The sequence below is a fragment of the Bacillus sp. FJAT-42315 genome, from assembly GCF_002797375.1.
Lineage (GTDB): Bacteria > Bacillota > Bacilli > Bacillales > Domibacillaceae > Bacillus_CE.
On the sequence record NZ_KZ454941.1, the window covers coordinates 3,030,552 to 3,054,278 of the forward strand.

Here is a 23,727-nt window from a genome sequence, read left to right on the forward strand (position 1 = left end):
ATTTTTTACTTTTATATGTATAGTAGATATATGTTGGTACTTTAGGAGTGGAATGGATGAGAATTCGAGATTGGGATCAAAGTTTGAAAGTACGTCTATTAGGTGAAGGAATTATGAATGTGACGTTTTGGATGTTCTTTCCCTTTCTTGCAATCTATTTTGCAGATGCGTTCGGAAAGGGGACAGCTGGGCTGTTACTCATTCTTTCGCAAATTTTTTCGGTAATGGCCAATTTAATTGGTGGATACTGTGCTGATCGCTTTGGTCGCAGGTATATGATGATCCTCGCCGCTATTGGACAAGGTTTATCCTTTTTGCTATTTGCCTTTGCTAATTCTCCTTCGTATCAATCGGCTCTACTTGGCTTTGTCGCTTTTTCGATCGCTAGCGTGTTCGGCTCTCTTTACTGGCCAGCAAGCCAAGCGATGATTGCGGATGTCGTCGAAGAAAAAGATCGTAGCGACGTATTTGCCGTTTTCTATACATCGATTAATATAGCTGTTGTGCTCGGCCCGATTCTTGGGGGTATCTTTTTCTTTAGCTATCGCTTTGAATTAATGTTGTTCGCCGCCCTCGTCTGCTTCACTCTTGCTTTTATCCTATTTAAATGGACAGAAGAAACCGTTCCTGTTTCTAACAAAGAACATTCGCTCAAAGGAGACACATGGTTTAGCGTAATGTTAGCACAAGTGAAAGATTATCGGGTGATTGCCAGCGACAAGCTGTTTATGCTCTTTGTCATCGCTGGCATTTTAAGCGCTCAAACGTTTATGCAGTTGGACTTATTGATTCCAGTTTATACAATGGAAGTCATCGATGTGCAATCGATTATGGCCATTGGTGACTGGGACTTAACCATTACAGGAGAAAAAGCATTCGGCCTATTAATCTCAGAAAATGGACTACTTGTCGCCTTATTAACCGTTGTGATCTCAAAATGGGCGACTCGCTTTAAGGAAAAAAATATCTTCGCTCTCTCTTCCATTTTGTATGCTTTATCGATGTGGATGTTCGGTCTAACAGAATGGTTCTGGGGCTTAGTCATAGCTATGGGAGTTTTTACATTTGGTGAATTAATGATCGTCGGCTTGCAGCAAAGCTTCATTTCCAAGCTCGCACCTGAAGACATGCGTGGACAGTACTTCGCCGCCGCGAGCCTTCGCTACACACTTGGTCGAACGATTGCACCAATTTCGATTCCAATGACCGTTTGGTTTGGATTTTTATGGACATTTACCATTTTAGCATTGCTCGCGCTTGTCAGTGCTGGCGTTTACTACTATATGTTTATTAAGTATGAACAGCAGCAGATGAGCCAATCGATAGGATGATGAATAGATCTTCGCTTCGAATGTAGCCTTGAATTTGCACTCTTCCATACCGCTTTTGCGCAAATTCAAGGTGTTCCACTTAATATTTACATATTTTTTACAATCACAATGAATAAACTATTGTAAAATTAGGACAAAGGATATATGCCAATAGAACATTCACATACAAAAGAATCATTGATTGAAGTTTCATTATATAAGGAGTTGATTAGAGTGAGTTGCTACATAGGCGAAATTGCTATGAGCGTTCCTCAGTTTCAAATGTGTACGAATAGTTCCCATATTTACGATGTTTTCGAAAAAGACTCTTTATTAGAAGGCATTGTTGTCATGGAACAAGACACCCCTGTAGGAACCGTAATGAAAACTAATTTTTATCAAAAACTTTCTTCAAAGTATGGCTTAGCTTTATATATGGGAAAACGTATTAGCTTGATGATGACAAAGGACCCTCTAATTGTTGATTACTTTACGCCTATTACAGAAGTTAGTTCTTTAGCGATGGGACGTGAATTAAATAAATTATATGACTTAGTATTAGTGAAAAAAAACGGTCAGTTTTGTGGAGCCGTCAATATCAAAAATTTGTTAATTAAAATTGCTGAGGAACAAGTGCGCATTGCTACAAACATGAATCCGCTTACAGGATTGCCCGGAAATACATTGATCAAAGAAAATTTAATCGCCACGCTTAATGATCAACCAGAATTTTCAGTATTATATGCTGATTTAGATCAATTCAAAGCTTATAATGATGTATACGGCTTTTCTAAAGGTGATGATTTAATACGAGAAACAGCAAACATTTTAAATAAATCTGTTTTGTTAAACGAAAAGGGATTTGTCGGTCATATTGGTGGAGATGATTTTATTGCCATTCTTCCTCATTACCAATATCACTCCGTGTGTAACTCGATTATTCAAGAATTCAACTTAGCAATTAGAAAGTTTTTCGATGAAGAAGATTTAGCCAACGGGTACGTGATGGTGAAAAACCGGAAAGGAATTATGGAAAAAACCGCTCTCACCGCCATTTCGGTTGCCGTGGTCACCAATCAAAATAGAAATTTCTCCTCGATTGAGGAGCTTAGCGAGGAAGCCGCGCGAATGAAAGGCATTTGCAAGCGTTCAACGGAAAGCTGTTACTTAAGTAATAATGACAGGCCAACTGCTTGCTGCGAATACGGAGTTGGGTGCTAACTTCTCTTTTGATATGAAACAGGCTGAAGTTTATTCCTCAGCCTGTTTTTATATACATCTCATTCCTCTTTACTTCTTCACTGGTAGTTCACTTTCTGCAATAATGATGCCGTCTTCATCAGCATAGGCATAGTGGCCTGGTTTCCAATCGACATCCCCAAATTGAACAAGAATATTGCTTTCCCCTTCACCTTTTTTGATACTTTTCAGTGGGTTACTGCCAATAGCCATAACACCGATATTTTGCTCAGCAAGATCAGCTGTGTCGCGAACGCAACCATAAACAATGATCCCTGCAAGTTTACGCTCTTCAGCAATCGCTCCAAGACGGTCTCCTAGTAAGGCACAATTTCTCGATCCACCGCCGTCCACTACTAGAACATTCCCCGCTGGAATCGTTTCTAGCGCTTGTTTGACGAGGACATTATCTTCAAATACTTTGACTGTAGAAATAGGACCGGAAAAACGCTTCTTTCCCCCATAAGACTTCATTTCTAGCTTACATACCTTTAGTTGATCAGAAAAATCATCACATAAATCAGCTGTTTTAATCATTGAAATCTCCCCTTTCTTCATCGTCTTACTTATTCGACAATTTCCCGTTTTTTCCTCTTTATGCACTTAAAAAGCTGCCCAATTGGACAGCTTTCTACTTTAAGATTGGCTCTTTTCTTTTAACAGTTCTTTTCCTGATATACCGGGATCGGTCATTTCGTATGGGTGTAAAATGATATCTAGTTGTTCATGAGTCAGTACGCCACGAGCTACACAAATATCACGGACCGATTTACCGGTGTCGATCGCTTCTTTGGCGATAGACGCTGCAATTTCGTAACCGACGTGCGGGTTGATCGCTGTAATAATACCCACGCTATTATTAACGTAGCTTTCCATCCGTTCCACATTGGCTTGAATGCCTTCAAGACAATATTGACGGAACACCGTAAAGACGTTTGTCATAACTTTGACTGATTGCAATAGGTTGAAAACAAGCACAGGCTCCATCACGTTTAGCTCAAATTGTCCAGCTTCAGAAGCGAGGCAAATTGTATGGTCGTTGCCGATCACTTGGAACGCCACTTGGTTCAGCACTTCTGCCATTACCGGGTTGACTTTCCCTGGCATGATTGATGAGCCTGGCTGACGCGCTGGCAATGTAATTTCTGCTAAGCCGGCTCTCGGACCAGATGCCATCATCCGCAAGTCATTCGCCACTTTTGACATATTCATCATACAAACCTTTAAAGCAGCAGATACTTCTAAATAGCAATCCGTATTTTGTGTAGCATCTACTAAATGAGACGCCTTAACGATCGGGAAGCTACTGTTTGTCGCTAAATATTCGACGACTTTTTCAATGTAAAGCGGCTCGGCATTCAAGCCCGTACCAACAGCGGTTGCTCCCATATTCACTTCGTATAAATGCTGCAAAGACATTCCCACGCGATCAATGTCACGGCTTAAGACGCGTGCATAAGCTTCAAATTCTTGTCCTAGTCGAATCGGTACCGCATCTTGCAAATGAGTACGTCCCATTTTTAAAATATGGTTAAATTCTAATGCTTTATCATGAAATGCTGCGTGCAGCTGCTCCATCACTTCAAGCAAGACTTTTACTTTTTCAATAACGGCGATATGAATCGCTGTCGGGAAAGCATCATTCGTCGATTGCGCCATGTTGACGTGAGAGTTTGGCGAAACAACTTTGTAGTTCCCTTTTTCTTGTCCTAAAATTTCTAGCGCTCGATTGGCGATCACTTCATTGGCGTTCATATTGATCGAAGTTCCCGCTCCACCTTGAATCGGGTCGACAATAAATTGATCGTGAAGCTGTCCAATGATCACTTCCTCTGCCGCTTGAATAATTGCCGCAGCCGTTTTTTCATCTAACGAACCAATATCTCTATTAGCTTGTGCCGCTGATTTTTTGACAATCCCTAACGCTTTAATTAAGCTCTCATCAATTCGATAACCTGTAATCGGAAAGTTCTCCACTGCTCGTAACGTTTGCACTCCGTAATAAGCATGAGCAGGCACTTCTTTTTCACCTAAAAAATCTTTCTCCAACCGAAACAATGGTTGCTCTGACATAGAAGTCACTCCTTAGTATATGTATATCCTCACGAACCGGACAATGTGAATAAAATGGAGAATATCTCCCAATCCCATCTTACCATTATTGTTTACGGAAAAATACCTAGAAAATTTAAAAGAATAAAACAACTGTTTATGTTTAGTGTGAACGAAAAAACCTCCCATTATAGGAGGTTTTTATGTCCAACGCTGATAATCTTCATAGAGAAGCTTAGCGATTTCACCTTTCTTCCCCGGAAATGACTTGCCCTCTAGCAAGCGAACGGGCGCAATTTCCTGCACAGAATTAGTAAAAAAGATTTCATCCGCTGTCATTAATTCTGCTAAAGTGTACAAGCCTTCTTCTACAGGGATTTGCAACTCTTTTGCCCGCTTCAATAAAAACAGTCGAGTGATGCCGTTCAAAATGCCGGTTTCAAGAGCCGGTGTGAAGAGCGTCCCTGCCTTCACCCAAAAAATATTCGATACTACCCCTTCTGCCACATAGCCTTCTGTTGTTAAGAAAAGACCTTCTTTTGCTACATCAGCACCGACTTCACGTTTAGCCGCAATGTTATTAAAGTAATGATGAGACTTCATTCGAAATTTAGTCTCGGGCGTATTGCGGCGAAGTTTCAATAAAACCGCTTCTTTTTCCGTCATCTCAGAAGATGGGACAACAGGACGTTGAAAAGCCATGATGGTCGGTTGGCTGAAAGGTTCAACTTGTGGCCCCATCGCTCCTTCCCCTGCTGAAATATTCAATCGCACAGAGGAATTAGGAAGATCATTTTTTTCACCAAGTGCTGTGATGATTTCCAACGCATCTTCTGTTGTAATAGGGCAATCAATTTGCATTTCATGTAAGCCTTGCTGCAATCGTGCCATATGATCTTCTAATAAAAATGGTCGTCCTTCATACGTTCTGATGGTCTCGAATACACCGAGCCCGTAAAGAAAACCATGATCAAATGGCGAAATCCTCGCTTCGTCTTTCGGGATTAATTTCCCGTTTAGAAAAATATACATCTTTTTTACACCTCAGTTGCCACACGACGATAGCGGCGAATAAAGCTTTGAAGCATCTCTTTTCCACCATACGTCATAATCGACTCTGGATGAAACTGCACGCCTTCGATCGGGAGCTCTTTATGACGAATCGCCATAATTTCACCTTCTGTTGTCCACGCGGAAATGTCAAAGCAATCCGGCAATGTTTCTTTCTTTACAATGAGGGAATGATAGCGCGTCGCTGGAAATGGATTCGGCAGTCCTTCAAAAATCGTCTGACCGTCATGCAACATATCCGATGTTTTTCCGTGCATTAGCCGCTCTGCTTGCACAACCTCAGCTCCAAATACTTGAGCAATTGACTGCTGACCAAGGCACACGCCAAAAATCGGAATCTCTCCGGCAAACGTACGAATCGCCTCCAAGCTAATCCCTGCCTCATTCGGCGTACAAGGTCCAGGTGAAATCATTAAATAATCCGGCGCCAGTTCCCGAATCTCTTCAACCGTAATCTCATCATTGCGCTTCACAATGAGCTCTTCACCAAGCTCCCCCAAATATTGCACAAGATTATATGTAAACGAATCATAGTTATCAATCATTAAAATCATCGTCAGTTCCTCCAGAAAAAATCACTTATTTAGCTTTATTATCGCCTTTCAGTGGCTATTAAGTCTAGAACTAAATTTTGACTGGCGATTGTTCGATGTTCTAGTGATTTCTTTGACTTTGCCTGTGACTTCTTCGACTTTCTCGCTATTTCTTTGACTTTGCTGACACTTTCTCACATTTAAAAAAAGCTTAAGAGCCTTCAACTCTTAAGCTTCCTCAATTACTTCACTATTTTACTCTCTGCCATTTCTTTCGCTTTCCAAACGGCTACAGCTTTTTTCAGTGATTCTTTATATTCATTTTTCGGATCGGAGTCGATGACGATGCCAGCTCCTGCTTGGACATGGCATTGTCCATCTTTCACAAGCATTGTACGAATAACAATGTTAAGTTCCATATCCTTGTTAAATCCGAGCCAACCAATTGATCCAGTGTAAATGCCGCGGCGTACTGGTTCTAATTCTTCAATAATTTCCATCGTGCGAATTTTTGGCGCTCCCGTAATCGTGCCCCCAGGGAAAACAGCTTCAATAACATCGGCATTTGTTTTTCCTTCCGCTAACTCACCGCGGACGTTGGAAACGATATGTTGAACGTGGGAGTATTTTTCGATCACCATAAACTCATTTACTTCCACTGTTCCATATTTACTCACGCGACCGAGGTCATTGCGCTCTAAATCAACAAGCATCACATGTTCCGCACGCTCTTTTTCATTTTCAATTAACTCATTGGCTAGTCGTAAGTCTTCCGCTTCGTCTTTTCCACGAGAACGAGTGCCAGCAATTGGGCGCGTACTCAATTCAGAGCCTGCTTTTTTGACTAATAATTCAGGTGAACCTGAGACAATTTGAAAATCAGGCGTGTGGATATATCCCATGTACGGAGAAGGATTCAACGCTCGTAACTCTTCATACACAGCGAGTGCTGGCACCGTTAACTCGCGAGACTGGCGCACTGATAAGTTCACTTGGAACACATCACCTTGAGAAATATAGTGTTGCGTTTTTTCAATGGCTTCTTTAAATGAGTCTTCTGAAAAAGAAACGGATAACTCTTGATTAGCTGATGTGACAGGCGAATAAGGTTTATTTTCAATGATAGTCGTCCAATTTTTTTCTACCTGATCTAACCTTGCCTCACTAGACAAAGTCATCAACCATAACTGTTCGGTTTGATGATCGAACACCGCCCACTCATCAAACACAAGAAAATAAATGAGTGGTAACCTAAGATCATCAACCGATTGCTCCGGTAACTTCTCAATGTAGCGAGCATAATCATAGCTAATATAACCAATCGCTCCGCCTTGAAAATCCGGTAGCCCGTCCACTTTCGGTAGTTCATATGATTTCATCCATTTTTCTAATTCATGAAGTGGGACCCCTTGACGGTTTTCCTGACCGTTAGATGTCTCGATTTGAATCCCATCGTCTGTTGATTGTACAATCGCAAACGGTGACAAACCAGCAATACTTAAACGTCCACCACGCCCACTTTCTAAAATGACATGATGAGACTGATCGACAGTTAACGCTTTATATTGATGAAAAAATTGTTCTTTCGTATAAGGAATCGTTCGGTAAAATACACGTTGATTGTTCACTTGCTTCATCCTCTGTTAAGTAGTGTTTTGCTAAACGGGGCTCTCCGCTTTTCTTGGGCTAGCTACAGGCGCTAACGGCTAGTGGACTTCCGCCCTCCTCCTTGCGATAAGTCAACATCGATTCACTGTCGTTCATCGTGTTTCCTTTATCTCGTGCGGATGACTCCAGCCCATACGCCGCTGAACAGCGCCTTCCGCTTTTCTTATCATACTAAATTTTTTTCTTGGAAGAAAGATTCATATATAATAGAAGAAACTGAATGTTGTATGGGGGAATATGTATGGCTAGTAAAGATTTGATTGATCAGACGAAATCGTTAATTACAAGAGATACGTTGAAAGAAGATTTGCATATTCTTGGGTTGAAGGCTGGTGATCATGTTATCACTCACTCTTCTTTGCGCTCGATTGGCTGGGTCGCTGGTGGTGAGATTGCGGTGATTCAAGCATTGATGGATACGATGACGGTGGAAGGATCATTAGTGATGCCTGCTCAAACGACTCATAATACTGATCCAAAGTTTTGGAAAAACCCACCTGTTCCTGAGGAGTGGTGGCCGAGCATTCGTTTTATGATGCCTGCTTATCTCCCTGAGATTACTCCAACTCTTGGAATGGGGAAAATCGGCGAAGCGTTTCGTAGTTTTCCCGATGTTAGGCGCAGTCTCCATCCCGCTTGTTCGTTTACAGCTTGGGGGAAACAAGCCGATTGGATTGTGAGCGATCATGCTCTCGATTTTCCGTTTGGTGATCATTCGCCACTCGCTAAACTGTACGAGTTAGATGCCTCGATTCTTTTTATCGGTACGGATTATAGCTCCTGTACCGCCATGCATTTAGGGGAATTTCGCTCAAAAGATGGGCGGCCGGTTTTTGAACAAGGTTCCGCTATGCTTGAAAACGGCGAACGGGTGTGGAAAACGTATCAAGAGTTAGAAGAATACTCCGACCGCTTTCAAGACGTCGGCGTTGCTTTTGAACAATCACATCATGTTCATACCGGAAATATTGGACAAGCAGCTTGTAAAGTGATCAAGCTTCGACCGTTAGTGGACTTCACATCTGAGTATTTCAATAACCTTTCAAAGCAACAAACCGATTCACTTTAACCGGAAATTTTTTGACTTTTTTCAGCTCATCCCATCCTTGAAGAGCCACTTCTTCACGTGAGCAAGCAGTGATTTGCTGAACAAAAATTGCTTCAAAACCGATTTCGCGTAGCAGATCCCAGTAGTCAGGTAAGCTTTTCTTGTAGGCGAACTTTCCGGCCCGACGAAGGGTGTCTAGCTCGGCTAAGTCCGCCACCAAGCGGCCACCTGGCTTTAACTGGGTAAAAATCTGCTTTAATAACGTTTCTACTCCTTCCGTTTTATGAAGACTTAAGCTCGTTAATGCACCATCAAACGTCCGATTTTCTGCTAAAAAAGAGGGCGTCACACTCACATCTGCTTTTGCTAATTTTGATAAAAAAGCCACATCTTCGCCGATATATAAAACGTTTTCCCCTTTTTTCACATTCGCTGTATCAAAAAAACTCGCACCAGAAATTGTCCACTCTACTTGTTCATCTATTATCGCTGTCATCTTTCTTCTCCTCCTTCTAAACAAAAAAACCTCTTCGATAAGAAGAGGTTCATCATTCATCACTCTTTCTTATCCCTCAGCCTAAGCTGCAAGAATTAGCACCGTGCCTAGCTATATAGCTAAGTCGGTTGCCGGGCTTCATCGGGCTTGTCCCTCCACCTGCTCTTGATAAGATTACGTCACTATTTAATTATTGATTAAAACGATCGTTTTCAGTTAATTTGCATTATTGCATGTTTATGAAAAACTGTCAACTGTATTTTCAAAAATTTTCATTCGATCGATTCGATCAATCGCTTCTAAAATTCTTTCTTCCGAAACGACCAAGCCTGCACGTACATACCCTTCTCCGTACTTCCCAAATCCTACACCTGGCGCGACCACTACATTTGCTTCCTTCAGCAACAGGTCGCTAAACTGCTCGGATGTATAACCTGTTGGCACTTTTAACCACGAAAAAAATGATCCTTCAGGGGCTTCTACTTTCCAGCCGATGCGATTCAACCCATCGATTAACAAATTGCGACGCCTTTCATACATCGCCTCTTGCTCCTTCACTCCTTGTTGCTCGCCAAGCAAAGCCACGGCTGTCGCTTCTTGCACCGCTCCAAATAAACTGCAATGCAAATGATCTTGCAATAATTCCAGTGCCGCAATCACACTCGGGTTCCCGACAGCAAAGCCGACGCGCCACCCAGCCATATTATACGTTTTTGACATCGTATAAATTTCCAATCCGACCTCTTTCGCTCCTTCTACTTGTAAAAAGCTAACCGGTTTGTTGTCATCAAAGCCAATGGCTCCATAAGCAAAATCGTGAACAACACATAAATCACGCTTATTAGCAAAGGCAATTGTTTCTTCAAAAAAAGCTTCATCTGCCATTGCTCCAGTCGGATTGTTCGGGTAATTAATAAACAATAACTTCGCCCGTTTCACGATGTCCGCAGGAATCTCCTCATAGCGAGGCAAATAACGATTTTCTTCCGTGAGCGGCATCATATACATCTCTGCCCCCGAAAGTGCCATCCCCGACCAATAGTCAGGATAACCGGGATCAGGTACTAATGCGACATCGCCCGGATTTAATAACACTTGTGGCAATTCCACAAGCCCTGCTTTCCCTCCAAATAAAATAGCAATTTCTGTATCTGGGTCAACCTCCACCCCATATTCTCGCTTGTAAAATTCAGCACACGCTTCTTTCACATATGGAAATCCTTTAAATGGGGAATATTTATGATTCACCGGATTTTCAGCCGCTTTTTGCAAGGCATTGATCACATGATTAGCTGGTGGCTGATCGGGACTTCCTTGCCCTAAGTTAATCACATCTCGCCCTTCGTTGATCGCATCACTCACTTTTTTTCCAAGCTTCGCAAAAAACTGATCTGGCAATGCTTGCAGCAGCTTTGATTGCTCAAATTTTTTCATGCTATCACTTCTCTCACTTTTAAATTGTAGTAAATAATGTTATAACGAAAGATAAAGATTGTAAAGAATGAATTTTCAGATAGAAATGGGGCGTTGAAAGTGAAAATGAAAATAGCTTGTCTCCAAATGGATATTGCCTTTGGAGATCCAAACACTAATTACCAACGAGCAGCACAATGGCTGCAACAAGCAGCAGACCAAGGATGTGAGCTTGCGATATTACCAGAATTATGGACAACGGGATATGACTTAACCCGCTTAGATGAAATTGCTGATCAAGAAGCACAGCAGGCAATTGATTTTTTGAGCGAACAAGCTAAAAAACATCAACTGCATCTGGTGGCAGGGTCAGTAGCGAATCAAACAGAAACTGGCGTCAAAAATACATTACTTGTCATCAACAAAGAAGGAAAATTAGTCAAGAAATATAGCAAGCTTCACTTATTCCGCTTAATGGAAGAAGAGAAGTTTTTACAAGCAGGCGATGAAGACGGCTTATTTACACTTGAAGATGAAACGATGGCAGCGTTTATTTGCTACGATATTCGCTTTCCGGAATGGCTGCGCAAGCATGTATTAGCTGGTGCAAAAGTGTTGTTTATTCCAGCTGAATGGCCGCTCGCCCGCGTTGATCATTGGCGCACATTACTCATAGCTCGGGCGATTGAAAACCAATCGTATGTCATTGGCTGCAATCGAAGCGGTGCCGATCCAAAAAATGTATTTGCTGGTCATTCAATTATCATCGACCCATGGGGAGAAATCATTGCGGAAGCTAGTGAGGCTGAACAATTGCTGATCGGAGAAATAGATTTGGCCAAAGTAGCAGAAATCCGTCAACGAATCCCTGTCTTTGAAGATCGTCGTCCATCATTTTATTGAAAAAAATCCGGAGAGCGCTCTCCGGATTTTTTTCATTCCCATTCGTATGGTGTTTCTTGATAGACGTAGTAGTTTAACCAGTTAGAAAATAACAAATGTGCATGTGAACGCCATTTGTTGACAGGTTTCTTTGTCGGATTATTGTCCGGGAAATAATTTTTTGGCGTCTCAATTTCAATACCCTTTGCAACATCACGGCTATACTCTTCTCCTAATGTTTGCACATCATATTCTAAATGACCTGTAATCATGATTTGTTTTTCGTCTTTGGACATCACAAGAAACGGACCTGCTTCCTCAGAAGAAGACAGGAGCATTAGTTCTTCATGAGCAACAATCGACTCAATGTCAACATCGGTGTAACGAGAAACAGGTGCATAAAACTCATCATCAAACCCTCGTAATAGCTTAACTGTTGGCTCTGTCACCGTATGCTTGTAAACACCAGAGCATTTTTTCGGAAGCTCAAATTTTCCGATTCCAAAATGGTGATATAATGCGGCTTGAGCTCCCCAGCAAATGTGAAGTGACGAGGTAACGTTAGTTTTTGCCCAGTTCATGATCCCCTCTAACTCTTTCCAGTAATTCACGTCTTCGAATTCCATTAATTCTACTGGAGCCCCCGTAATAATCAAGCCATCAATTCGACGATGTTTCACTTCTTCAAACGTTGTGTAAAATTGCTCTAAATGCGATTTACTCACATTTTTCGATTCATGAGTGGCTGTATGTAAAAAGGAAACATTCACCTGAAGCGGCGTATTTCCTAATAAACGTAGCAACTGTGCCTCCGTTTTTTCTTTTTCCGGCATTAAGTTCAAGATCAAAATATTCAATGGACGAATATCCTGACTATGTGCACGATCAACGTCCATTACGAAAATATTCTCTTTCTCTAGTATCTCGGTTGCCGGCAGTTGTCTTGGTATATTAATTGGCATATTCAAAACCTCCCTATATTTTTGAATTTTCAATAAACCATTATAGACCTCTTTGGCAAAAAAACACAAGAACTGTTTTATTATGGAGTGGAGCATAGAATATCTCCTACATCTATTTACAAATGGATCAATCTTTATTCAAATATAGAAACAGCAACTACTCCTAAATAAGAGCGCCTATACATTTTCCTTCCTAAAACTATGGTATATTAGACAATACTATAGTTAGTAAAGGAGTTCGAAAAAATGGCAAAAAGTGTAGTAATTGCTGAGAAACCTTCAGTTGCACGTGATATTGCAAATGTACTGAAGTGTACGAAGAAAGGCAATGGATTTTTAGAAGGTGATAAGTACATCGTTACTTGGGCGTTAGGACATTTAGTGACTTTAGCAGATCCAGAGGTATACGATAATAAATATAAAACATGGAACCTAGAAGACCTTCCTATGCTTCCAGAACACATGAAATTAGTTGTCATGAAACAAACCGGAAAGCAGTTTAATGCTGTAAAAGCACAGTTAAATCGTAGTGATGTGAATGAAATAATTGTGGCTACTGATGCCGGGAGAGAAGGAGAATTAGTTGCACGTTGGATTATTGATAAAGCAAAAGTTCGTAAGCCAATCAAACGTCTGTGGATTTCCTCTGTAACAGATAAAGCGATTAAAGATGGATTCAATAACTTAAAGCCTGGTAAAGCTTATGAAAACTTATATGCTTCGGCAGTAGCACGTTCTGAGGCAGACTGGTATATCGGCTTAAATGCAACTCGTGCACTAACCACTAAATTTAATGCTCAATTAAACTGTGGTCGTGTCCAAACACCAACAGTTGCAATGGTTGCAGCACGTGAAGATGAAATAAAAAACTTCAAACCTCAAACGTATTATGGTATTGAAGCTCAAACAGATGGACTTAAATTAACGTGGCAAGATACTAATGGTAATAGTCGCAGCTTTAATAAAGAAAAAATCGATGCAATCGTTAAATCGCTTGGGCATAAAGATGCGAGTGTTGTTTCCATTGACCGTAAAGCAAAAAAAACATTCGCACCTGCTCTATATGATTTAACAGAGTTACAACGTGATGCGAATAAAATCTTTGGTTATTCAGCTAAAGAAACATTGAACATCATGCAAAAACTGTACGAACAACATAAAGTGTTAACTTATCCTCGTACTGACTCACGTTACTTATCTTCTGATATCGTTAGCACACTTCCAGAGCGTTTAAATGCATGTGGTATAGGTGAATATCGACCTCTAGCAAATAAAGTGTTGAATAAGCCGATTAAAGCGACAAAAGCATTTGTAGATGATAGTAAAGTAAGCGATCACCATGCCATCATTCCAACAGAAGGCTATGTCAATTTTTCAGCATTCACAGATAAAGAACGTAAAATTTATGATCTTGTAGTAAAACGCTTCTTAGCTATATTATTCCCTGCTTTTGAGTATGAGCAATTAACTGTTCAAGCAACAATTGATAATGAGAAATTTATTGCCAAAGGAAAATCAGTGATTAATGCGGGCTGGAAAGAAGTGTACAAAAATCGTTTTGATGATGAAGAATCAACGGATGATGTAAAAGAGCAACTATTACCTAATATTGAAAAAGGCGATGTATTAAAGACAAAATTAATTGTTCAAACATCAGGACAAACAAAACCACCTGCACGTTTCACAGAGGCGACTTTGCTATCAGCAATGGAAAACCCTACAAAGTACATGAAAACAAACGATAAGAATCTTGTAGATACATTAAAATCAACTGGTGGACTTGGTACAGTTGCAACGCGTGCAGATATCATTGAGAAATTATTTAATTCGTTCCTAATCGAAAAACGTGGTGGTAAAGATATTTATATTACTTCAAAAGGCCGACAGCTATTAGATTTAGTCCCTGAAGAATTACGCTCACCTGCTACAACAGCAGAGTGGGAACAAAAACTTGAACTAATTGCTAAAGGAAAACTGAAAAAAGATGTGTTTATCAATGAAATGAAAGAACACACAAAAGAAATCGTGGCAGAAATTAAAGCCAGTGATAAAAAATATAAACACGACAATATTTCAACAAAGTCCTGCCCAGACTGCGGGAAACCAATGTTAGAAGTGAACGGCAAGAAAGGTAAAATGCTTGTCTGCCAAGATCGTGAATGTGGCCATAAAAAGAACGTGGCACGCGTAACCAATGCACGCTGCCCTCAATGTAAAAAGAAAATGGAACTTCGCGGGGAAGGTAAAGGTCAAATCTTCACATGTAAATGTGGATACCGAGAAAAACTATCTGCTTTTGAAGCAAGACGTAAGAAAGAAGGCGGTGGAAAAGTAGATAAGCGTAGTGTTCAAAAATATTTAAAACAGCAAGAAAAAGAGGCAGAACCATTAAATAATGCATTTGCTGATTTGCTAAAAGGATTCAAATTAGATAAATAATAAAGTGAAACTTCAATCAGTAGGGGTTTTCTTCATCCCCCACTGATTAAAAGAGGAACAAAGGCTAAAACCGCAACGTCCTGTTGCAACACCCTTGTAACCTGCATCTTGCAGGCCCGAACGGATCGGGCGTTTACGGGCTGTTGATCTCCCGCCTACATGTCTGCGCTTTCTCTGCCCTGTTGAGGTGGGAGTCTTACAGCCCGTTAATGCGGGATAATTTATTCATAGGACTGTTTACTCCAAATAAAATGCACAAATGTTAATTTAACAACATTTGTGCATTTTTTAGATTTTACAAAATACCACTTTAGCATTGTATCCTTATTCTGTATCGTCAAGTTTTATCACTGATTAGCTATTAGGATCACCGTTTTTGGATTGATTCACAGGATAATTAGACTACTAAAGTTCCCACATATAAGATTTTCCTCCTATAAAATATCAAAAAAGCAACCCCTATTCAAGATTTGTCAAAAAGTGTTTACTTTTTTGTAAAAAATCAGTTAATGTTTTTCTAAAATAGTTTTTTCTTTATCATTTTAGTTTATAAAAGAAATGAATACATACTATGAGGAGGAAACATCATGGAAGCATCAATTGACAAGAAGAATTTGAAATGGCTTTGGCTTAGTCTCGCTTTTCTTGCTTTGATCGTGATTTTGTTAGTGCCTACACCTGCCGACTTACCTGAATCTGGACAAAGAGCACTTGCAATCCTCGCTTTTGCCGTCATTCTTTGGGTGACAGAAGCTGTATCCTATCCAGTAAGTTCCTTTATGATTATTGGACTAATTTCAATTTTACTCGGGCTCGCTCCCAGTATAGAAGACCCTTCTACTCCTCTTGGAACAAAAAACGCATTAAAGCTAGCTTTATCTGGCTTTAGTTCTTCTGCTGTAGCGCTTGTAGCGGGAGCTTTGTTTTTAGCAGCAGCGATGCAAGCAACAAATTTTCATAAACGATTAGCTTTATTCATTTTATCTAAAGTGGGCTCAAAAACGAATAATATTGTGATCGGTGCCATCTTAGTCAGTATTGTCCTCGCTTTCTTCGTACCGAGTGCGACAGCTCGTGCTGGAGCAGTGATTCCAATTTTGCTCGGAATGGTCGCGGCCTTTGGATTAGCAAAGGAAAGTCGGTTGGCCGCCTTACTAGTGATCACCTCTGTACAAGCTGTTTCGATTTGGAACGTAGGGATTAAAACAGCCGCAGCTCAAAACATGGTTGGATTAGAATTTATGGAGAAAGCGTTTGGAGAATCTATTTCTTGGAGTAAATGGCTACTATATGCCGGGCCATGGTCTATTATCATGTCGATTCTTCTTTTCTTTATTATGATTCGCGTCATTAGACCAGAAACAAGTGAAATTACTAGCGGAGATGCGCTAGTGAAAAAACAGTTGCAAGAACTCGGTCCATTAAAAGGTCCAGAAAAAAGATTGATTTTCATCTCTCTTGCCCTTTTATTCTTCTGGTCAACAGAGGAATTGCTCCATCCATTTGATACATCAACAGTGACATTAATTGCGGTGGCGATTTTACTAACACCGAAAATTGGTGTGTTTGATTGGAAAGTAGTTGAAAAGCAAATTCCATGGGGAACAATCGTTGTCTTCGCAGTTGGTATTTCACTCGGCGGAGTATTACTACAAACGGAAGGTGCTGCTTGGCTTTCTAGCAAGGTGTTTGGTGCACTTGGTCTAACTTCAATGCCATTATTAAGCATCATTGCACTCTTGACTTTGTTCAACATTCTCATTCATCTCGGTTTCGCAAGTGCTACAAGTTTAGCTTCGGCGTTAATCCCAATCGTCATTGCTCTCGTTGCCACATTAAATGTCGATGTGAACGAACCTGGGTTTGTGTTAATTCAACAATTTGTTATTAGCTTTGGGTTCTTATTACCAGTAAGTGCTCCACAAAATATGCTTGCTTACGGAACTGGAACATTTACAGTGAAAGACTTTTTAAAGGCGGGCATCCCGCTTACAATTGCCGCATACTTACTCATTATGCTATTTAGTATGACTTATTGGAAATGGATTGGATTACTTTAAATCATCTGTTAACATCTGGTGGAAGCAGAATATCCTCTTCCCCAGATGTTTTTCCATTATGATTTTAATAGGTATTATTTCCTGATAATATTTATCTATTAATTCACTTCAAAAAGTCCTATTTTTTAGAGTGTTACATATTGCTATTCCTAACGTTTTCTGTTATATATCAAGGAATAGACTATAAATAATAGCTACTATTTACAATCCCATTAACTAGAACTAAATTGCTATATTAAAACACTAACAAATGGTCAAGGAGGGATTGACGAATGATTAACGAACTTACAGATATTATATCTAACACACAAGATATGGAAATTATTTTACAAACGCTAAATGACACATCGTTTTTTTTCATTACTGATGATCAAGGGATCCTTCAGTTTGCTAACACTCATTTTTGTCAATTGTTAAAAGAATCCGATAAGCATTTGATTGGACAACACTTGTTTAACAATGTGATCTCAGTTTACCCAAAGACCCTATCTGTGCTCGATCACCCAACTGACGCACAGAAATTACAAAGAGGCGAACTGCAACTAACCTCTACAGATGATACTTCTTATTGGATTAGTGTCACTAGATTCCCATTTAATCCAACTTCCAACAAGAAAAGTTTTTTCCTTTGGGTTGGTACCGACATGACGGATCAAAAACAAATGGAGAATGCTTTTTCTCGCTCATTAAAAGAATTACAAGATATTAAAAATGCGTTAGACGAATCATCTATTGTCGCTATTACAACGAATAAAGGAGTAATCACTGATGTTAATGACAAATTTTGCCAAACATCTAAATATAAACGGGAAGAGCTAATTGGCAAAACTCATCGCGTCATTAATTCCGGGTATCACCCGAAATCTTTCTTTCAAGATATGTGGAATACGATTCAAGCGAAAAAAGTTTGGAGAGGGGAAGTTAAGAATCGAGCAAAGGATGGTACTGAATATTGGATGAGCACGACGATCGTTCCTTTTCTTGATGATGAAGGAGAGCCCTATCAATTTGTGGCGATTCGCACCGACATTACTGACCGTGTTCATGCCGAACTTGCCTTAGCAGAAGCTCTTCACAATGACTTTAGAAGAACGATTAAAAACTTGCAAAATTGTGTATTTAAGATGCAACGCAATCAATTAGGAGATATTGTATTTAGCTTATCTGAAGGTAAGATGGTGAAGAAATATCATTTAACAACAGAGCATGTCGAAAACAAAACACCTTTTGATATCTTTCCAGACGAAACCGCTAACACTTTAATGACACATTTCTCTAAAGCATTTCAAGGAATATACGTTAACTTTGAATTTACGTATTATCGTCGCAGCTTTGTTATTAATTTGTCACCGATTACCGAAAACGGAATTGTACAGGAAGTGGTCGGGTCTGCAACCGACATAACTGATCGTAAAAGATATGAACAAACGATTTATCGAATGGCTCATTATGACTCTCTGACTGGTCTTCCTAATCGGACGATGTTTATAAAAGAGTTAACAACCTCCCTTCAACAAGCAAAAAAAACTGGAAATAAAATCGCTCTTATGTTTATTGATCTCGATTACTTCAAGAAGATTAATGACACACTAGGTCATGCGATAGGTGATTCTCTTCTCATACAGGTGTCGAAACGGTTACAGAAGCAACTTAGAAAAGGAGATATTATTTCGCGCTTTGGCGGTGACGAATTCGTTGTGCTATTAAAAGATATCAAACGAGATGATGTAGACTTCGTAGCAAAAAGATTGCTAGCTAGCTTATCGATGAAGTTTGATTTTGGTCGTACCGAAGTATACACCTCACCAAGTATCGGTATTAGTATTTTCCCAGATCACGGGAAGGATCAAGAGCTGCTCCTTAAAAACGCGGATATTGCTATGTATGTAGCCAAACAGAACGGGAAAAATACATATCAATTTTTTAACCAAGAGCTTCAAGATTCACTTTCAAGAAAGTTAAGTTTAGAAATCGATTTACGAAAAGCGATTAAACAACAACAATTACAAGTATATTATCAACCAAAAATCAGTGCATTAACGAATGAAATTGTAGGAGCAGAAGCGTTAGTTCGTTGGTTTCACCCCGAGCTTGGCTTCATCAGCCCGACAGAATTTATTCCAATTGCTGAAGAAAACGGCTTAATTTCCTCCATAGGAGATTGGGTATTAACAACCGCTTGTCAACAAATGAAACAATGGCACGAACAAGGAAGCGAAAAATTAACCATTTCTGTAAACGTTTCTTTACGTCAATTTATGCAATCCAATTTTGCCCTGAAAGTACAACATGTACTCAAAGAAACACAACTAGATACTAAATATTTAGAACTAGAAATCACTGAAAGTATGACAGTAGATGTAAATTTTGCCTTGACTATTTTACAACAACTGAAAAATCTCGGCATTCAAATTAGTATTGATGATTTTGGAACTGGATATAGCTCACTCAAGCATTTAAGCGACTTCCCTATTGATCAGTTAAAAATTGACCAATCATTCGTTAGAGATTTAAATGAAAAAAATCAAGCAATTATTAAAACAATCATTAATTTAGCTCATAACATGGGGCTTGCCGTTATTGCAGAAGGTGTAGAGACGAAGCAACACGCCACATTTTTAAAAGAGCAAATGTGCAATCAGCTACAAGGTTACTTCTTCAGTCGACCGTTGCCACCAGACGAGTTTAGTCAGCTCATCTTTAAAAATTAATTACCTTCACTCACCAAGGAGATTCTAAACATGAATTTATTTAAAAAGAAAAAAGAAGCACACTCTTTGCATTCTAACATAGATCTATCATCTGTCGGGATTTTCATCCATCGTCAAGAGAGAATCGACCAGCTAAAAATGATCAAATTAACAGCAGAGGATTTGCGCAATATTCGCTTATTGAAACCAACGATTGAACAAAATATCGAAGCGGTTGTGGAAGCCTTCTACTCAACAATTATGGCTGTCCCTCATTTAATGAACATTATCCAAAAGCATAGTACTACCGATCGACTTAGGCAAACATTACGCCATCATTTAATTGAATTGTTTGAAGGACGGATCGACGATGATTACATTCTAAAACGAATGGGTGTCGCTCGTGTTCACCTCCGCATCGGTCTCTACCCGAAATGGTACATTGGCGCATTTCAAAATTTACAAACGACAATTACGGAAATTATTTATCAACAGCAGCTTGCGACAGAAGAAGAACGCCGGCTTATTTTGTCCGTCAGCAAAATCTTAAACTTCGAGCAACAAATCGTCCTTGAAGAATTTGATAAAAGTGCAGAAAGAGCTGTACAAGAAAGGCAAGAACAAGTAAAAACTACTGTTAAAACAGATATCGGTGAAATTGCTTCGGCGATTGAAACAGAATTAACTTCTGCTACCCATACGATGACTAGTCTCATGCATAAAACAACAGAGCTAGATGCAGAAGTGAGCGGAAGCATTCAACGTTCTTATGAAACGAAGCAAACATCTCAAGAAGGGATTACTCAAATGGAAAAGCTAGCAAGCACATCGGAAACGATTGCTAGTGAGACAAGCGGTATGGCGTCGAAAATAGCTGATTTAAATACAGCTTCTAAACAAATCCGAGAAGTCGTACAAATGGTAAAAGATATTGCAGATCAAACAAATCTTTTAGCCCTTAATTCAGCAATCGAGGCAGCTAGAGCGGGCGAGCATGGCAAAGGATTTGCCGTTGTAGCTGAAGAGGTGCGGAAGCTAGCTGACCAAACGAAGCAATCCGTTGATCGAATTGCGACCTTAATTGAACATTCTGGTAGCGTCACACAAGATGTCGTTGTCGCTATCGATAACGTCCAAAAGCTAGTATTAGCTGGGCAAGAGGAAAGTGAAAAATCAATGGAATCTTTCCGTCACATTATGTCCTCTATCGATTTAAGCATTGAAGATATTGAAAAATTCTCCACACATATGACCGAGCTACACCAAGTAGTCAAGTCGGTTGGAGCAGCTGCCAAAGAAGTGATGACAACATCGCAAAAGCTAGAACATGCATTAGCCATTTTATAATGATGTCATATAGTACCTGACTCCCTTTTTATTTGAGTCAGGCTTTTTTATCAATAAAGTGAAACTTCAATCAGTGGGGGGATTTTTTCATCTCCCACTGATTGTTAGTTGAACTGATCGGGCGTTTACGGGCTGTTGATCTCCCACCTACATGTCTGCGCTTTTTCTTCCCTGTTGAGGTGGGAGTCTTACAGCCCGTTAATGCGGGATAAATAATTTCCATAAATAGTTTTTTCCATTATAGTGAAGATAAGGAGGTTATTTTGATGATGACTAATAAACGCGGAGATATTCCTTATATCCTTGGCTTAGTATTTCTCCTAGCCGGCGTGATTTACTTTTTTGCTTCCAATTGGCCGATGCTTGATCGTCCAGTGAAAATTGGATTAAGTCTCACCTTGATCATAGTCAGCTATGTCGCTTCTGCTTTGTACAAACGAAGCATGACTTTTCAGTATTTAAGCAACTGGTGGCTATTGGCCGCAGCAATTACTTTTGGCGTCAGCGTAGCACTCGTCGGTCAAATGTATAATTCCCACGCCGATTCCTATGTTTTATTTTTGATTTGGCTCATCCCAGCGCTACTGTTAGCTTTGTTAACGAAATATGAACCTTTTTATTGGCTTTCCTTGCTTTTGTTTGAGTTGACCATTTGGCAAAAACTTTACCCAACTGGCCTGTGGGTCGAGTATAGCAATTGGGAGGAACTCGGCATTTATGCAAGCTTGATCATTTTGCATCTAACATTATTCTTTTTGTTGAAAAAAATCAGTCGAGAAAAATTGGCGTTTGTGACGTTAATAATCGTCCAATATTGTGCTGTGTTCTTATTAAATAAGCATTCTTTATATGATCTATTTACTGCATTTCACTCGACTTCCCTGCCATTTTTACTATTGCATGTTTTGTATATCGGCTTCATCGTTCTATTTTGGCGGCGGTTTGAGCGAGAGCGCAAGCATCATCCAGTAGAAATGGCTGTTCATGTATTGTTCTTTGGCTGTTATGTTATCTACAATGTCTTTTTCATCTTCTTATTTATGTTTGGCGAAGCTTTATTTTATATCGGCTTTTTATTGTTAATTGCCCTCTTCGCCTTCAGCATTTATTTCCTGCAGAAATTTAAGAAGAATGCGACGAAAACCGATCAAAAATGGTCTCGCTATACGTATCAATTTTTCGTTGGGATCTTATCGTTTTTAGGAACGATCGTTGCTCTTGCTTCTCTCAGTTCCTTCATATTCTTAGTGTTTGGCTTCATGGATGGGATCAAATATGCCTATTTGTTGCTCGGAATCCTTTGCATGGGTGCGGGACTGCTCATAAAAAAGACATCGTTTATCGTCGTTCGCCTCACATTGCAAGTAACAGGGATTATTTTCTTGTTCCCTTTTGCCTTCATGATGAATGAAACATGGGCGATATGGCTGATTACAGTCGCTTTTGCTGTGATGACAGCGATTTTATTTCAGAAAAAAGAAGCCTCGCTGTATTATGTCGCTTTAAATGTCGGTCTAGTGGCTGCGATTACGATGACGATCTCTACCTACAATTTAAGTTGGCAATCACTTTCGGCTAGTTTACTCGTGCTTGGGCTGTTGAATGTTACGGTCTTTTTCACATTGAAGCAAACACCTTTAGGACTGCTTAGTTATCTATTATCGCTCGTTTACTTCCTATATTTAACGTTTAGTGATGATCTATCCGTCATGTTAGCGATCATTTATCATCTCGTGTTCATTGTCTATCTTTTTATTCATTTGTTCCAACCAAAAAGTGAATCGAGAAGCTATCGCTGGTCTACTTGGGTTGCTTTATCGGCCTTTCTCGTTTGGAAATATTACGAATATGTATGGGATCTTCTCCATAAATCGCTCGCTTTGTTTATTTTAAGTGCGATCTTCTTCCTAATCTTCTTTGTTTGGGGACGGAAGCATACAGAGAAAGCGCGTAATATTTTAGAATGGAGGTGGAAGCCTGTCCTTGTCATCCTTGTCTTACAGCTAGCTTTTATCGGTTTTACTTCATGGCAAAAAGAACAGCTCCTCCAAAACGGACAACTGGTCGCCTTAAAATTAGAACCACTCGATCCTCGTTCGCTATTACAAGGAGATTACGTGCAGCTAAACTATGAAGTGCATACGAAATTTTTAGACAAACAAGATTCCCTAGAAGGCAACATTCACGTCATTTTAGAAAAATCTACTGACAGCGTTCGTGTAAACGGAAAGCAAGTACCCATCTACAAACCGAAAACCTTTGTTGCCGCTAATGAGCCAGCCATTGTGAATGAACAAAAAGTAACCCTTCAAGGCAAAGCAAAATACGGCACTCTCGATCTCGGAATTGAACACTTCTTCATTCCGGAAAACACCGGACAAAAATGGGAAGACAAAAACTATGCCCTCGTCCGCGTAGCTGAAAATGGAGATGCCATTTTGGAAACGCTGGTGAAGAAATAAGTGAAAAGATTGTCCAGAAAATCAGCGAACGCTGACTTTCTGGACATTTCTTTGA

Annotated in this window: 17 protein-coding genes, 1 pseudogene and 1 riboswitch; of the genes and pseudogenes, 10 read left to right on the forward strand and 8 right to left on the reverse strand. The window is 39.9% G+C overall.

What is annotated here, in order from left to right:
• The first annotated feature begins 56 nt into the window (after positions 1–56).
• Both CEF22_RS14935 and CEF22_RS14940 read left to right on the forward strand, forming a co-directional pair.
• Positions 57–1,331: an MDR family MFS transporter gene (locus CEF22_RS14935; protein ID WP_100403481.1), complete on the forward strand. Its 1,275-nt coding sequence runs from the start codon at positions 57–59 to the stop codon at positions 1,329–1,331.
• 213 nt (positions 1,332–1,544) lie between these two features.
• On the forward strand, positions 1,545–2,531 hold the full coding sequence (locus CEF22_RS14940) for a GGDEF domain-containing protein (RefSeq protein ID WP_157843248.1): 987 nt from the start codon (positions 1,545–1,547) through the stop codon (positions 2,529–2,531).
• A gap of 69 nt (positions 2,532–2,600) precedes the next feature.
• Here CEF22_RS14940 and rraA read toward each other — a convergent pair whose 3' ends face one another.
• The 5 genes from rraA to CEF22_RS14965 form a co-directional block, all read right to left on the reverse strand.
• Positions 2,601–3,086: a ribonuclease E activity regulator RraA gene (gene rraA, locus CEF22_RS14945; RefSeq protein ID WP_095478877.1), complete on the reverse strand. Its 486-nt coding sequence runs from the start codon at positions 3,084–3,086 to the stop codon at positions 2,601–2,603.
• Positions 3,087–3,185: 99 nt separating this feature from the next.
• The gene (aspA, locus tag CEF22_RS14950; protein WP_100403483.1) at positions 3,186–4,622 is read right to left on the reverse strand and encodes an aspartate ammonia-lyase; all 1,437 of its coding nucleotides are present in this window, start codon (positions 4,620–4,622) and stop codon (positions 3,186–3,188) included.
• 180 nt (positions 4,623–4,802) lie between these two features.
• Positions 4,803–5,633, reverse strand: a complete 831-nt coding sequence (gene pabC / locus CEF22_RS14955) for an aminodeoxychorismate lyase (protein ID WP_100403484.1) — start codon at positions 5,631–5,633, stop codon at positions 4,803–4,805.
• Between the two features lie 5 nt (positions 5,634–5,638).
• Complete coding sequence (gene pabA, locus CEF22_RS14960; protein WP_100403485.1) at positions 5,639–6,226, reverse strand: aminodeoxychorismate/anthranilate synthase component II; 588 nt, start codon at positions 6,224–6,226, stop codon at positions 5,639–5,641.
• A gap of 221 nt (positions 6,227–6,447) precedes the next feature.
• Entirely contained in the window at positions 6,448–7,842 is a 1,395-nt protein-coding gene (locus tag CEF22_RS14965; protein ID WP_100403486.1) for an anthranilate synthase component I family protein, read from the reverse strand.
• Positions 7,843–8,114: 272 nt separating this feature from the next.
• Between CEF22_RS14965 and CEF22_RS14970 the strand changes: the two genes are divergently transcribed.
• The gene (locus tag CEF22_RS14970; protein WP_100403487.1) at positions 8,115–8,942 is read left to right on the forward strand and encodes an AAC(3) family N-acetyltransferase; all 828 of its coding nucleotides are present in this window, start codon (positions 8,115–8,117) and stop codon (positions 8,940–8,942) included.
• Here the strand turns inward: CEF22_RS14970 and CEF22_RS14975 are convergent.
• On the reverse strand, positions 8,905–9,417 hold the full coding sequence (locus CEF22_RS14975; RefSeq protein WP_100403488.1) for a class I SAM-dependent methyltransferase: 513 nt from the start codon (positions 9,415–9,417) through the stop codon (positions 8,905–8,907). The two genes, CEF22_RS14970 and CEF22_RS14975, sit on opposite strands and share 38 nt — an antisense overlap.
• Positions 9,418–9,483: 66 nt before the next feature.
• Positions 9,484–9,592: riboswitch (SAM riboswitch) on the reverse strand.
• 62 nt (positions 9,593–9,654) lie between these two features.
• Positions 9,655–10,851: a pyridoxal phosphate-dependent aminotransferase gene (locus CEF22_RS14980; RefSeq protein ID WP_100403489.1), complete on the reverse strand. Its 1,197-nt coding sequence runs from the start codon at positions 10,849–10,851 to the stop codon at positions 9,655–9,657.
• Between the two features lie 99 nt (positions 10,852–10,950).
• Between CEF22_RS14980 and CEF22_RS14985 the strand changes: the two genes are divergently transcribed.
• A complete protein-coding gene (locus CEF22_RS14985; RefSeq protein ID WP_100403490.1) occupies positions 10,951–11,733 on the forward strand; it encodes a carbon-nitrogen family hydrolase in 783 nt (260 codons plus the stop codon).
• A 32-nt stretch (positions 11,734–11,765) separates the two neighbouring features.
• Here CEF22_RS14985 and metA read toward each other — a convergent pair whose 3' ends face one another.
• Positions 11,766–12,674, reverse strand: coding sequence for a homoserine O-acetyltransferase MetA (gene metA / locus CEF22_RS14990; protein WP_100403491.1), 909 nt, complete (start codon positions 12,672–12,674; stop codon positions 11,766–11,768).
• A 246-nt stretch (positions 12,675–12,920) separates the two neighbouring features.
• Here metA and CEF22_RS14995 point away from each other — a divergent pair, with 246 nt between their 5' ends.
• The 6 genes and pseudogenes from CEF22_RS14995 (at position 12,921) to CEF22_RS15020 (ending at position 23,672) form a co-directional block, all read left to right on the forward strand.
• The gene (locus CEF22_RS14995) at positions 12,921–15,113 is read left to right on the forward strand and encodes a DNA topoisomerase III (protein WP_100403492.1); all 2,193 of its coding nucleotides are present in this window, start codon (positions 12,921–12,923) and stop codon (positions 15,111–15,113) included.
• 587 nt (positions 15,114–15,700) lie between these two features.
• Positions 15,701–17,173 (forward strand): DASS family sodium-coupled anion symporter, encoded by a 1,473-nt coding sequence (locus tag CEF22_RS15005; RefSeq protein WP_100403493.1) that lies wholly within the window; start codon positions 15,701–15,703, stop codon positions 17,171–17,173.
• 272 nt (positions 17,174–17,445) lie between these two features.
• A complete protein-coding gene (locus CEF22_RS15010; RefSeq protein WP_100403494.1) occupies positions 17,446–19,884 on the forward strand; it encodes an EAL domain-containing protein in 2,439 nt (812 codons plus the stop codon).
• A gap of 138 nt (positions 19,885–20,022) precedes the next feature.
• Positions 20,023–20,439: pseudogene (locus CEF22_RS19140) on the forward strand (protoglobin domain-containing protein); the annotation flags it as partial.
• Between the two features lie 231 nt (positions 20,440–20,670).
• Positions 20,671–21,210, forward strand: a complete 540-nt coding sequence (locus CEF22_RS19145) for a methyl-accepting chemotaxis protein (RefSeq protein WP_442857409.1) — start codon at positions 20,671–20,673, stop codon at positions 21,208–21,210.
• Between the two features lie 266 nt (positions 21,211–21,476).
• Entirely contained in the window at positions 21,477–23,672 is a 2,196-nt protein-coding gene (locus CEF22_RS15020; RefSeq protein WP_100403496.1) for a GDYXXLXY domain-containing protein, read from the forward strand.
• Positions 23,673–23,727: the final 55 nt, after the last annotated feature.